The 13,255-nt window shown below is 61.4% G+C and carries 11 protein-coding genes; 10 read left to right on the top strand and 1 reads right to left on the bottom strand.

Annotation, left to right across the window (positions count from 1 at the left end; genetic code table 11):
• The first annotated feature begins 66 nt into the window (after positions 1 to 66).
• Positions 67 to 2,499, top strand: coding sequence for a mechanosensitive ion channel domain-containing protein (locus N1030_RS15430; RefSeq protein ID WP_265826407.1), 2,433 nt, complete (start codon positions 67 to 69; stop codon positions 2,497 to 2,499).
• Between the two features lie 91 nt (positions 2,500 to 2,590).
• Here the strand turns inward: N1030_RS15430 and N1030_RS15425 are convergent, their stop codons facing one another.
• A complete protein-coding gene (locus tag N1030_RS15425) occupies positions 2,591 to 3,220 on the bottom strand; it encodes a LysE family translocator (protein ID WP_265826406.1) in 630 nt (209 codons plus the stop codon).
• A gap of 127 nt (positions 3,221 to 3,347) precedes the next feature.
• Between N1030_RS15425 and N1030_RS15420 the strand changes: the two genes are divergently transcribed.
• From N1030_RS15420 to hydF, 9 genes are all read left to right on the top strand, one after another.
• Positions 3,348 to 4,751, top strand: coding sequence for an aminotransferase-like domain-containing protein (locus tag N1030_RS15420; RefSeq protein ID WP_265826405.1), 1,404 nt, complete (start codon positions 3,348 to 3,350; stop codon positions 4,749 to 4,751).
• A gap of 332 nt (positions 4,752 to 5,083) precedes the next feature.
• Positions 5,084 to 6,409, top strand: a complete 1,326-nt coding sequence (locus N1030_RS15415) for a [FeFe] hydrogenase, group A (protein WP_265826404.1) — start codon at positions 5,084 to 5,086, stop codon at positions 6,407 to 6,409.
• A 9-nt stretch (positions 6,410 to 6,418) separates the two neighbouring features.
• Positions 6,419 to 6,760: an iron hydrogenase small subunit gene (locus tag N1030_RS15410; RefSeq protein ID WP_265826403.1), complete on the top strand. Its 342-nt coding sequence runs from the start codon at positions 6,419 to 6,421 to the stop codon at positions 6,758 to 6,760.
• Between the two features lie 160 nt (positions 6,761 to 6,920).
• Positions 6,921 to 7,163, top strand: a complete 243-nt coding sequence (locus N1030_RS15405) for a TM1266 family iron-only hydrogenase system putative regulator (protein ID WP_265826402.1) — start codon at positions 6,921 to 6,923, stop codon at positions 7,161 to 7,163.
• Positions 7,164 to 7,177: 14 nt separating this feature from the next.
• The gene (hydG, locus tag N1030_RS15400; protein WP_265826401.1) at positions 7,178 to 8,587 is read left to right on the top strand and encodes a [FeFe] hydrogenase H-cluster radical SAM maturase HydG; all 1,410 of its coding nucleotides are present in this window, start codon (positions 7,178 to 7,180) and stop codon (positions 8,585 to 8,587) included.
• Between the two features lie 125 nt (positions 8,588 to 8,712).
• Positions 8,713 to 10,161 carry an aspartate ammonia-lyase gene (locus N1030_RS15395; RefSeq protein WP_265826400.1) on the top strand — a complete coding sequence of 483 codons (1,449 nt, stop codon included), beginning with the start codon at positions 8,713 to 8,715 and terminating at the stop codon, positions 10,159 to 10,161.
• The gene (locus N1030_RS15390) at positions 10,158 to 10,808 is read left to right on the top strand and encodes a hypothetical protein (protein WP_265826399.1); all 651 of its coding nucleotides are present in this window, start codon (positions 10,158 to 10,160) and stop codon (positions 10,806 to 10,808) included. Before N1030_RS15395 ends, N1030_RS15390 begins: the two co-directional genes overlap by 4 nt.
• A 2-nt stretch (positions 10,809 to 10,810) precedes the next feature.
• On the top strand, positions 10,811 to 11,821 hold the full coding sequence (hydE, locus tag N1030_RS15385) for a [FeFe] hydrogenase H-cluster radical SAM maturase HydE (RefSeq protein WP_265826398.1): 1,011 nt from the start codon (positions 10,811 to 10,813) through the stop codon (positions 11,819 to 11,821).
• A 10-nt stretch (positions 11,822 to 11,831) separates the two neighbouring features.
• Complete coding sequence (hydF, locus tag N1030_RS15380; RefSeq protein ID WP_265826397.1) at positions 11,832 to 13,049, top strand: [FeFe] hydrogenase H-cluster maturation GTPase HydF; 1,218 nt, start codon at positions 11,832 to 11,834, stop codon at positions 13,047 to 13,049.
• Positions 13,050 to 13,255 lie beyond the last annotated feature (206 nt).

Genomic DNA, 13,255 nt, shown 5'->3' with positions numbered 1-13,255 from the left:
CCGTTCATATTCCGAAGATTTTGGGCTGGCAGCTTCCCCCTCCCCAAACGAACGCAGAGTAGCACCATGCAAATATATTTCATTCCAGATACCGCCCGCCGTCCGTCCGGCCGACACATAGTATTGCCCGTCCTGCTGTCCCTGTTTCTGTCTCTCTGCCTTGCGGGGCAGGTTGCGGCAGAAGCCACCACATCCCTGCAGGGACTGCTGGAGGTAAAACAGCGCGAACTGACTATGCTCACCAATGCCGAAGAGGGCATTGCGGAGTCCGTGGATCAAAGCCTTGATGACGCCAAAAGCGCTTACGGCACCATACGGAAACAGTATGAAGAAGCCCTGCTTGCGCAGGGCCTCTCCCTCGCATCGCCCATTGAAGAGCGCTCCCTGAGCCGCCAGTTGCAGGCGCTGGAGCGCCGCCTCTCCAAGACACTGGAATCACTACAGGATATCAGTGATCAGGCGAGTGTGCGTCTCGACAGACTCGGTACCATCAACACCCGCAGCGACTTTGTGGCCCGCACCGATCTTTCCGACGACATGCAGGCCTTTGTAACAACCTACCTACGGCAGATCATGCAACTTCGCGCCCGGCTTGATGCCCAGCAGAACAAGGCTGAAACCCAACTCAAACAGGTGAAGGTTCTGCTGGACAAGATACGCACCAAGCGCAAACAGAAGGAAGAAGGCCTGGCAACCCATTGGAAGGAATATTTCTTCCGGAACACAGACCCCCTTGTCTCGGTGGAACTCTGGAGGCAGCCCGGCTCCGTACCGCTCTGGCTGTCCGTCCGCATGGTCGCCTTTACGCAGGAGCTCTCCCTGCTGGAAAGCAAGGCGTTTTCCGCAGCCCTGCTGGCCTTGTTCGTCTTCACCGTGGTGGCTAGCGGCGGCATCCCCCTGATGAGGGCGGCCCTGCGCGGGGAACCGGTTTCGAACCATGTTGCAGCAAAACTGCACCGTTCGGGCCTTACCGGAACAATAGGCTTTGCGCTGGTCATGGCGGATATGCGCGTATTCGGTGGAGCCGCCCCCTCGTTCAGCGTATTCAGTTGGTTCCTGTTCGGATACGGCGTGCTCATGGGATCCAACGCCATCCGCAGGGTGGTGCTCCCGAACTTCAGCAACATTCCCAAGACTCCATTGTCATGGCTGTTCCTGCTGGGAGGCCTGATGCTGGTGAGCGAGATGCCGAACAGACTGGCCGTCCCCCTGTGGGCCACAGCCTCTCTTGTATTTCTGGCGTTCATGCTCCGCAGGCATATGAAGAATTCTTCACGGGGTACGGCCGCCCTCTCCATCTGGTTCTGGATGGCAGTGCTCTTTGCCCTGCTTGCCATGGCAGGGTATGCCCGCTTCTCAGCGTTTATCTGCATGCTCTGGTTCGTAAGCTACGTTGCCTACGGGGTAAGCACGGGACTCATGGCCACGCTCAACCGCAGCCTCTCATCCCTGCCCGATGAAGGCGGTTACGTCATGCTCAAAGGTGCCATTCTCGGGCTGGCCTCACCGCTGGTCTGGACAGGTTCGGCGAGCCTCGGCCTGTATTGGCTCTACCAGTTCCTCGGCGAGGGCATCCTGCGCACCGTGGGAGACCTGACCATCAGCTGGGAAGGCTTCTCGCTCAAGTTCGCCAGCGTGCTGCTTCTGGCCATTCTGTTCTACGTCACCCGCGCCTGTTCGCATCTGGCAAGAGGGGCGCTGGACCGCATGGCCGAACGATGGCCCAAGGGACAGCGAGGCTCCGTGCTGTCGCTCAAGACCATGGCCAACTACGGACTGTGGTTCGTCTACGGCCTTGTGGGCCTGCATATCCTCGGGGTCAGCCTGACCAGCCTCACGGTTGTTGCGGGTGGTCTTTCCGTGGGTATCGGTTTCGGCATGCAGACAATCTTCAACAACTTCTTCAGCGGCCTTATCCTGCTCTTCGGCCGCTCCATACAGCAGGGCGACATCATTCAGGTGGGCGACCTGTGGTGCACCGTGCGCACCATCAACATCCGCGCCACCGTAGTGGAGACCTTTGACAACGCCTCGCTCATCATTCCCAACTCGGACCTTGTGACCACGCAGGTGACCAACTGGACCAAGAACAACGCCACCATCCGTCGCGACCTGCTGGTGGGCGTGGCCTATGGTTCCGACACCGAACTGGTCCGCAAGACCCTGACGGCCGTGGCCGAAGCACATCCCCATGTGCTGCGCCGCCCCCAACCGGCCGTGCTCTTCAACGACTTCGGCGCAAGCAGCCTCGACTTCATCCTGCGCGTGTGGATTAACGACATAGACAACGCCCTGACGAGCATTTCCGAACTGCGCTTTGCCATAGACAAGGCCTTCCGCGAAGAGGGAATCGAAATAGCCTTCCCGCAGATGGACCTGCACATTCGCACGGCTCCGGCCCTGCAGGAACTGCAGGCTGCGCAGGTCGCCCAGGCGAAACAGGCTCCGAAAAAAACGATCTGCCGTCAGGACACCACGCCCGACCACGACGAGGAATAACGGCAGAAACCACAACCACGTTTCCGGTAAGATGAAAGGGGCTCCCGAAGATGATTCGGGAGCCCCTTTGGCATTCAACCGGACAACGGCACTACAACACTTTATCCATGTGCACGAACACCAATGATCCAACCAGCAGCCCGGCCATGGTGTAGTTGAACATGCGACGGCGGAAGGCAGTTTCGAGAAACCGCCTGATCTTCACGCCCACAAGCGCCCACATGCCGATACTCGGCGGAGTGACCGCCAGAAAGACCAGCGCAATGATGAAGACATCGTGCATGGCGTTCCGTTCATCCGCAAAGGTGGCCACGGCGCCCACCACCATCATCCAGCATTTGGGATTCACCCACTGAAAGAGCAACCCCTGCATGAAGGTCATGGGTCTGCCCGCCCCGCCGCTGTCCACGGGCGCGGGTGGTATGTTGGCTATCTTCCACGCCAGATAAAGCAGGTACGCACCGCCAACCCACTCCAATGCCGTATGCACGGCGGGAAATTCCATGAAAACCCTTCCGAGTCCCAGCCCCACGGTCAGAATCATCGTCTGCATGCCGCACGCGATGCCGAACATATGCGGCAGCGTCCGGCGGAACCCGAAGTTCGCGCCGGAGGCCGTCAGCATGATGTTGTTCGGTCCGGGTGTCGCTGTCATGGACAGGCAGAACAACATAAGCGGCAGGAGATTGGCGGTCAGCGAAAGACCGTTCGTCACTTCCATGGCAGCCTCCATTCTGTTTACGGTGTGCAAATTTCGCCGCCACACTCCGACCATTCAGGAGGGGCAGCATCCAGTCTGCCATGCATAGTATTGACACAATCCCACAGTCAAAATATCAATTGTCACCATGACAATAAAAGATCACCTGCTCAACGCCATGCGCAACGCCACGACAGCGGAAACCGACGCACCCGCCACTGCCAGACCTCGCTATCTGGCCATTGCGGACGCCATTGAAAGTGCCATCCGCAGCGGCACCCTGCTGCCGGACGCCGCCCTGCCCACCCAACGCGAGGTGGCGGACCTGCTCGGCGTGACCGTGGGCACCGTGACACGCGGCTATGCGGAAGCGGCCCGCCGCGGCCTTGTGCGCGGCGAAACGGGCAGGGGAACCTTTGTTCTCTCGCAACGCATGACCTTCGCCCATATCGGCAGGGACACGCTCATGGCGGACGGCAGTCCCCGTGTGGACCTCGGCCTGAACACGCCCTTTCACTCACTGGACCCCGACCTCGGCACGGCGCTGACAACGCTTGCCGCGCGACGGGACATCCAGCATCTGCTCTACTACCACCAGCCCCGCGGTCTGCTGCGGCACCGGGAAACCGGCGTACGCTGGGCCGCCCTGCACCGCTATGAAGCTTCTGCCGACAACGTGCTTGTCTGTTCCGGGGCTCAGCACGGCATGACCGTTACCTTGGGAGCACTCTTTTCTCCCGGCGACCGCATTGCCGTGGAAAGCCTTACCTACCCACTCATCAAGCCGCTGGCCAAACGCCTGCGCCTGCAGCTCGTTCCCATTCCCATGGACGAACAGGGCATGCTGCCGGACGCCCTTGCCGCAGCCTGCGTGCAGGAAACGGTGCGCGGACTGTATATCATGCCCGGATGCCAGAACCCCACCCTCGCCCACATGCCGGAATACCGCCGCCACGAAATTGCCGCCGTATGCCGCCGCCATGGCATACGCATCATCGAGGACGACATGTACGCCCTGACGCTGGATTCCGTGCTGCCGCCCATCTCGGCACACGCACCGGAACTAGGCCATTTCATCGCCTCAACCTCCAAGGCGCTTACCGGTGGATTACGCACCGCATTTGTCTGCGCCCCCCCGGAATCCGTGCGTCGCATAGAGGCAGCCATAGAGGCATCAATCTGGATGTCCGCCTCGCTCATGGCGGAAATTGCCACACTGTGGATCGAAGACGGCACAGCCGCCCGTGTGCTTACCGTCAAGCGGGCCGAAGCGGCCGCCCGCAACCAGATCGCCCGCGAGATACTGGGAGAATGGCAGTTTTGTGCCCACCCCACCGGCTATTTCATCTGGCTCCGCCTGCCGAGGCGCTGGCGGTCCGTGGAATTTGCTGAGGCCGCCGCAGAGCGCGGCGTTTCCGTTGCCCACATGGAGCACTTTGCCGTCGGCTATGCCCAGCCCGAACAGGGAGTGCGCGTTTCCCTTTGCGGCGCGCAGGACAGGGAGAGCCTGCGCAACGGCCTGACCGTGCTGGCCGAACTACTCAAGCTGTAGCCAAAGCTCCACAACACCACCCCTAACGGGACACGCGAACAAAGCCCGCGTGTCCCGTTTTCTTTTCACGGTCCCCCCGCATAAGCCATACCCGCAACATCTGGCCTTTCGCGCCCCGCGTGCAGAGCACGGCGCAAAGCTGCGCCTCTCAGCAAGCCACACGCTTCTTTCTGAACGGACATGCCCACCCCACGGCAGCAGCCGCTCCACGAGCACGAGTAGCAATGAATAATTTTTGTTATTTCACTTGTGCTATCTTTTTATATTTCGTAACACGGTGCAAGTGCTGTAGTCGAAAGACGCAAACGTGTAACCAGTTAAAGGAGTTGTCTATGTCTGGATGCAAAGCCAAGCATCCCGCTGCCGCTCCGGCCTACCTGTCAGGGCTTGAGCCGCCGGCAACGGGACAACGTGTGGAAATGGAAGGGGTGACTTACAAGATTGCCGCTCCTCGCGGCATTGATCCCGGCACGATTTTCTTCGTGCAGGTGGATACGGAAAAATGCATGGGCTGCGGCGAGTGCGAAAGCCACTGTCCCACCGGCGCCATTCAGGAAATGCACCCCGATGGCCAGCGCGGCATTGTGGACCCCGTCGCCTGTGTCAATTGCGGCCAGTGTCTTGCCAACTGTCCCTACGGTGCCATTCATGAAGAAGTCTCCTATGTAGGCGAAATCCTCGAAAAGCTGCGCGACCCCGACACGGTGGTCGTTTCCATGCCCGCTCCCGCAGTGCGTTACGGCCTCGGCGAATGCTTTGGCATGCCCACCGGCACGTACGTAGGCGGCAAGATGCACACGGCGTTGCGCCGTCTGGGCTTCGGGCTGATCTGGGACAATGAGTGGACCGCAGACGTCACTATCATGGAAGAAGGCACCGAACTGCTTGAGCGCGTCAAGCACGGTAACAAGCCTCTGCCCCAGTTCACTTCCTGCTGCCCAGGCTGGGTGAAGTTTGCAGAAACCTTCTACCCGGACCTGAACGAACACCTCTCCACCTGCAAATCCCCCATCGCCATGCTCGGCCCGCTGGCCAAGACCTATGGCGCAGAACAGAGCGGCATTGCGGGCAAGAAGATGTACACCGTGTCCATCATGCCCTGCGTCGCCAAAAAGTTCGAAGGCCTGCGCCCCGAAATGAACGCCAGCGGCCATCGTGATATCGATGCCACCATAAACACCCGAGAACTGGCATGGCTGATCAAGCAGGCGGGCATCGACTTCGTGAATCTGCCTGAGGAAGAGCCGGATCCCGCGCTCGGCATGTCCACCGGTGCCGCCACCATCTTCGGCACCAGCGGCGGCGTTATGGAAGCGGCGCTACGCCTTGCCTACGAAGTGCTCTCCGGCGACACGCTCGCCAATCCGGACATCAAGGTCGTACGCACGCATGAGGGCATCAATACGGCCGACATTCCCGTGCCCAACTTCGGCACCGTGAAGGTAGCCGTGGTCAGCGGCCTGCAGAACGCCGCCAAGCTGTGCGACGAAGTACGCGCAGGCAAGTCGTCCTACCACTTCATCGAAGTCATGACCTGCCCCGGCGGCTGCGTGAACGGCGGCGGCCAGCCTCTGGAACCCGGCATGCTGCAGTCCTCACTGTTCCGCAGCACCATCGCCAAGATCAACCGTCGCTACACCCAGCGGCGCGTAGGGTAGGAGGCCGTCATGAAAAACATTGCAACCATGTCCAGACGCGGATTCATCAAGCTTGCCGGATTCACCTGCGGCTACGCCGTGCTGGGCTTCAATATGACCCGCGAAGCCGTTGCCTCCACGCTGGAATTCATCGGCATCCGCCAGCAGTCCGTGTACGACGCCGACCGCAAGGTCTACGCCATCCGCAAGTCGCAGGAAAACCCCATGATCAAGAAGCTCTACGCCAAGGACGGCTTCCTGCATGAAGGCCCCTGCGGGCACGAATCGCACCACCTGCTCCACACTCACTACAGTGACCGGAGCGCAGGCCTGAAGGCCCTAAAGGCCAAGGGCGTGAAACTGGCTCTGTAACCAGACCGTGATTCCTACGGGCAGCCTGCGGGAAGGAGCAATCTGAACCTCAGGGCCGCCCTTGTATCCGCCGGATGGAGCTCAAGCGCCTGACGACACCTCACCGGCCTGCCCGTAAGGACCATGCGACACGATGCACAACACAAGGACACTCACTGACATGGACAAGCGCATGGGCGTCGTCAGCGTCATCGTTGGCGACAGAAACAGGGACGCAGGCATGGTGAACGACATTATCAGCCGCCACGGTGAACTCGTCCTCGCCCGCATGGGCGTTCCCTGCCGCGACAGGGGTATAAGCGTCATCGCCCTCATCATCGAGGCGACAACCAATGAGGTAGGCTCGCTCACCGGCCAGTTGGGCAGCCTTCCCAGCGTCAGGGTCAAATCTTCACTCGTGTAATCACGGAGGCGGATATGCAGTTGGATACAAAGGGACTCACGAATTTCATAGACGAAGCAGCCATCTGGAATACCGTGCAGGCAACGGAAAATCCTGATGCCGCGCGCGTGCGCGACATTCTGAACAAGGCAAAGGAAGCCAAGGGCCTGACGCCGGAAGAAACAGGCTGCCTGCTGCAGGTTGACGATCCGGAACTGAACGAGGCCGTGTTCGAAACGGCGCGTACGGTCAAGCAGACCATTTACGGCAACCGGATGGTCCTCTTCGCGCCGCTCTACATCACCAACGAATGCGGCAACCGCTGTGCGTACTGCGGCTTCAAGGCGGACAACACGGAACTCGTCCGCCGTACGCTCTCACCGGAGGAAATCCGGCAGGAAGTGACCGTGCTGGAGAATCTGGGCCACAAGCGCCTGTTGCTGGTCTACGGCGAACACCCCAAATTCGGGGCGGACTGGATAGCGGAAACCGTGCGCACCGTATACGACACCGTTTCCGAAAAGAGCGGCGAAATACGGCGCGTGAACATCAACTGCGCACCGCTGGACGTGGAAGGCTTCCGCACCCTGCACGAGGTGGGCATAGGTACCTACCAGTGTTTTCAGGAGACCTACCACACCGGCACCTACGCCGCCCTGCACCCCAGCGGACACAAAAAGCACTTCCTGTGGCGTCTGTATGCCCTGCACAGGGCCATGGAAGCAGGCATTGACGACGTGGGCATGGGCGCGCTGCTCGGCCTGTACGACTACCGCTTCGACATCCTCGCCCTGCTTTCGCATGCGGCGAAGTTGGAAAAGCAGTTCGGCGTGGGGCCGCACACCATTTCGTTCCCCCGTCTGGAACCCGCCCTCAACGCCGACATCGCGTACAATCCGCCCCATGCCATCTCGGACGAGCAGTTCAAGCGGCTGGTGGCGGTACTGCGTCTGGCCGTTCCCTATACCGGCCTCATCCTCAGCACCCGCGAAGGCAAGGAAATGCGCCGCGAGCTGCTGGACCTTGGCGTGTCGCAATTGAGCGCGGGTTCGCGCACCTACCCCGGGGCTTACGCCGACCCGAACTACGACCGCCCCGACGTGCAGCAGTTCTGCGTGGGCGACAACCGCAGCCTTGAAGAAGTCATTCAGGAGATCGTGCATCAGGGCTACATCCCCTCGTGGTGCACGGCCTGCTACCGGCTCGGCAGAACCGGCGAGCATTTCATGGAACTGGCCAAGAAGGGCTTCATTCAGGAATTCTGCCACCCCAACTCCCTGCTCACCTTCAAAGAATACCTGCACGATTACGCCAGCGACGACACCCGTACCATGGGCCTGCCGCTCATTCAGCGGGAAGTGGACGACTTCCCCGTCAAGCGGCGCGATCTGGTGGCAACACGTCTTCATCGCATCGAAAAAGGCGAACGGGACCTCTACCTCTAGCCTTTATCAGGAATATCCCTGCCAGGATGGGTTGACAAACACCGGTCGACCCACAGAAAACAGGAAGGACCGGGTTCCCCTGCCCGGTCCCTCCCGTTTCCTTCCTTACGCTCAGGAGATAGCGCATGTCTTGCCACACCCGCACGGAACAGGATCAGTTCGGCAGCCTTGAGATACCGGCAGAAGCCCTGTACGGCATCCAGACCGCACGGGCCGTAGCCAACTTCCCCCTGTCCGGCTACCGGCTGCCCGCCGTATTCATCCGCGCCTATGCGGAGGTGAAGCTCGCATGCTCCCGCGTCAACGCCGCACTCGGTCACCTGCCCGCCCCCGTGGCGCAGGTGGTGGAAACGGCCTGTCATGAACTCATCCGCGGCGAGCATCACGACCAGATCGTGGTGGACGCCTTTCAGGGCGGGGCAGGCACCTCCACCAACATGAATTTCAACGAGGTGGTCGCCAACCGTGCGGCCATGCTCATGGGTCAGCCCTGCGGCTCAGGCGCGGTACACCCGCTGCACCACGTGAACCTGCACCAGTCCACCAACGACACCTACCCCACAGCCCTCAAGGTCGCCGTGCTGCATGAACTGAAGGCACTGGAGCAGCCCGTGACAGCCCTGCAGGAAACCCTGCAGCGCAAGGAGCAGGCACACCGCGACGTGCTCCGCCTCGGCCGCACCGAACTGCAGGACGCCGTGCCCGTGACGATGGGCATGACATTCGGTGCATGGGCGGAAGCCATTGCCCGCGACCGCTGGCGCATCTTCAAATGCCGCGAACGCATCCGTCAGGTGAACCTTGGCGGTACGGCCGTGGGCACCGGACTCGGCGCACCGCGCGACTACGTGCTGCGCGTGACCGACGAACTGCGGCGCATCACGGGACTCAAACTCTCGCGGGCCGAGAATCTGGTGGATGCCACACAGAATCTGGACGACTTCGTGGAGGTCTCCGGCATGCTCAAGGCCTGCGCCGTGAACCTGCTGAAAATCTCAGGCGACATTCGCCTGCTCTCCAGCGGCCCTTCCACCGGTCTTGGCGAACTGCGCATCCCCGCCATGCAGACCGGTTCCACGGTCATGCCGGGCAAGGTCAATCCGGTCATACCGGAAGCCGTGGCGCAGGCCGCCCTGCGCGTCATGTCCAATGATGCGCTGGCCGGACAGGTGGCCGCCCTCGGCAATCTGGAGCTCAACCAGTTCATGCCGCTCATGGCCCACAGCATTCTGGAATCGCTTCACCTGCTAAGACAGGCCGTTACCCTGCTGCACACCCGCTGCCTCGCACAGGCGGAACCGGACGCGGAACGCTGCCGCGAGCATGTGAACGACGGCGGCGCGCTCGCCGCAGTGCTGGTCCCGGCCGTGGGCTATGCCCGCGCCGAAGCCATTGCCCATACGGCACAGGAAAAAGGCATTTCCCTTGCCCAGGCCGCAGCCGAAGAACTCGACATGCCGGAAGAGGCCATTGCCGCCCTCCTCTCGCCGGAAAGGATGCGTCAGTTGGGATACACGGAAGAAACCTACACGGCATTCAAAGCAGATACCGCAAAGAGCGAGGATGAGGCGTGATCACAGCCGGAGTGCAACAGCTCAATCTGCCGGAGCGCATTGCGAACGCCAAATGCCGCATTTGGTTCCACGCGCCGCCGTACGGGCGATTTGCGGCATCGGCCCCGCTGTGCGACGCACTGCATGCCGCCCTGTCCCGCGCCGACGGCCCGAACCTGACGGTCGCTACGCTGCCGGATTTGGACAGCCACCCACAGATCGCATGGCTCCCTGACTTCATGCGCCTGCTCAGGCCCCGCAGCAGCAGGGACGACATCCGGCAGGAACTAGCCGCATCCCATACTTTTTTAGGGCAACTGGCAGACCATTACGGCCATCGTGTATCCATACATACGATACTGCTGCGCCCCAGCCTGCCGGTACTGCTTGTTGACGACACCATCTGCTTCGGCCATTTCGCCCGCAGCGCCGTCATGACGCCGGACGGATTCTGGTGTACCGTAACCGCTCCCGTGGAGAGACTGCTGCAGCTTGCCGGAGAAGGCGTGCTGCCCGATGAGGTTGATACGACCAGGACATCCGATGCGCTCAATGCCCTTTCGCCGGAACATCGCGCCGCCTTCCGCATCATTGAGGAATGTGTCAGCACCACGCGCACTGCCGCATCAACCACCATGCTCCCAAAACCTTCCAGCACGAAACCATGACCATGCAGCCCAGTATAATACGCGATGCCCTGCTCGCACCCGATGCCGACCCTCTATTCGCAGAGGCCCGTGCCCTGCGCGACCGCGTGTTCGGGCGAGAGGTGTTCCAGCGCGGCGTGGTGGAATTTTCCAACCACTGCCGCAAGAACTGCCACTATTGCGGCCTGCGCGCCGCCAACACCGAGTTGCAGCGCTTCCGGCTTGATGCGGAGGCCATTCTCGATGCGGCCCGCACGGCGGTGGAACTGGGCATGGGCACCGTGGTGCTCCAGTCCGGCGAAGAGGAGACGGCGGACATCCGCTCCATCGGCGACCTCATAGGCCGAATCAAACGGCTGGGAGACATTTCCGTCACGCTGTCGCTCGGCGACCACAGTGAAGACGCCTATCGCTATTGGCGCGACTGCGGCGCGGACCGCTATCTGCTCAAGATGGAGACCTTCAACCCCGAACTGCACGCACGCCTGCGCCCGGGACAAAACGTGGCAGAACGGCTGGCGCGGGTGGAGACGCTCTGCCGTCTCGGCTATGAAACAGGTTCCGGCATCATCACCGGCCTGCCTGACATGACGCCCGAGATTCTGGCGGAAGACCTTCGCTTGCTCAGCGGTCTCCCCTTGGACATGATCGCGGTGGGGCCCTTCATCCCGCATCCGCAGACGCCGCTGAAGGATGCCGCCGCAGGCCGGATTGACGAAGCCTTGCGGGCCACCGCCCTGCTCCGGCTCATGAATCCGACAGCCAACATCCCCGCCACCAGCGCGCTGGATGCGCTGGATGCACACGGCCGTGAAAAGGGGCTGAACGCCGGAGCCAACGTCATCATGCCCTCGGTCACGCCGGAACCCGTAAGGGCCGGATACAATATTTACCCCGGCAAGAACGCCGCGCCCGAACCGGTGCGGCAGATCGTCGGCCGCCTGCAGCAACGCCTGCGCGATGCGGGCTATGAACCCTCATCATCACGAGGCGCGTCCCCTGCGAAAAATGCAAGGCAAGCCGGGAATACATAGGAGAACAGGCATGTCGGAAAAAGCGCCCAGAGGCGTACGCATGGTCATCACCCTTGTCGGTCGCAGAAACGCCGGCAAATCATCGCTCATCAACGCCCTTGCAGGGCAGGGCATCGCCATCGTCTCCGACCACCCGGGCACCACTACGGACCCAGTGGCCAAGCATTACGAACTGTTGCCGCTCGGGCCCGTCACCTTCTACGACACGGCGGGACTTGACGACACCGGTGAGCTTGGCGAACTGCGCATCAAAGCCGCCCGCAAGGTGCTCTATCGTACAGACGTGGCCCTGCTCGTGGCTGGTCCGTCCGATACGGGCCCCGACAGCCTCGGCCCTGAAGAGCGCGACATTCTCGGCAGCCTGCGCGAGATGGGCATTCCCGTGATCGTCATCTTCAACAAGACGGACAAAACCGGCCCGAGCGCCGACGACATCGCCTTCTGCGCCAGCGAAGGCCTGCCGCACGTGCTGTGCTCCACCGTCACGGGCGAAGGCGTGGACGCGGTCAAAAAGGCGCTCATAGACACCGCGCCGCCCGAGTTTGCCGAAGAGCCCGTGCTTGTGGGCGACCTCATCGGTGAAGGCGACACCGTGCTCTGCGTGGTGCCCATAGATCTTGCCGCCCCCAAGGGCCGCCTCATCCTGCCGCAGGTGCAGGTGCTGCGCGACGTGCTGGACAGCGACGCCATAGGGCTTGTGGTAAAGGAACGCGAACTGGAGGAAGCCCTTGCCGCCCTGCGCAACGATCCCGCGCTGGTCGTCACGGACTCACAGGTAGTGCTCAAGGTGGCGGGCGAGGTGCCGGAGCACGTGCCCATGACCACCTTCTCCATCCTTTTCGCCCGCTACAAGGGCGAGTTGCACACCATGGTGCAGGGCGCTCGCGCCATAGACGACCTGCGCGATGGCGACAGGATTCTGATGTGCGAAGCCTGCTCGCATCACGCCGTGGCCGACGACATCGGTCGCGTGAAGATTCCCCGCTGGATAAGCCAGTACACGGGCAAAAAGCTGGAGTTCGTCACCTACGCCGGACACGATTTCCCGCAGGATCTGGAAGGATTCGCCCTCGCCATCCACTGCGGCGGCTGCATGACCAACCGCGCAGAGATGCTGCGCCGCATCCGCGAATGCAGCAGACGCGGCGTGCCCATCACCAACTACGGGGTCGCCATCTCCAAGGTGCAGGGCGTGCTGGACAGGGTGGTAACGCCCTTCGGCCTGTAGGCTGCACAGACAATGCAGCAATACACGACTACGGAGAACGGAATGCATCGCCGGTTTGCCACCGGAAGAGATGGTCAGGCTGCCTGACAGCGGTGATTACAAGATGTGACACATTTTCCAAAACAGCTTGTAACACACCGAAATACATGATAATAAAAAATAATCCTTGCAACCTTATGTGCCATCTGGTAGCCCTTATGGTTCGC

This window comes from Desulfovibrio mangrovi (assembly GCF_026230175.1).
In the GTDB taxonomy this organism is placed as follows: Bacteria; Desulfobacterota; Desulfovibrionia; order Desulfovibrionales; family Desulfovibrionaceae; genus Halodesulfovibrio; species Halodesulfovibrio mangrovi.
This window is presented reverse-complemented; position numbering and strand designations above follow the sequence as displayed.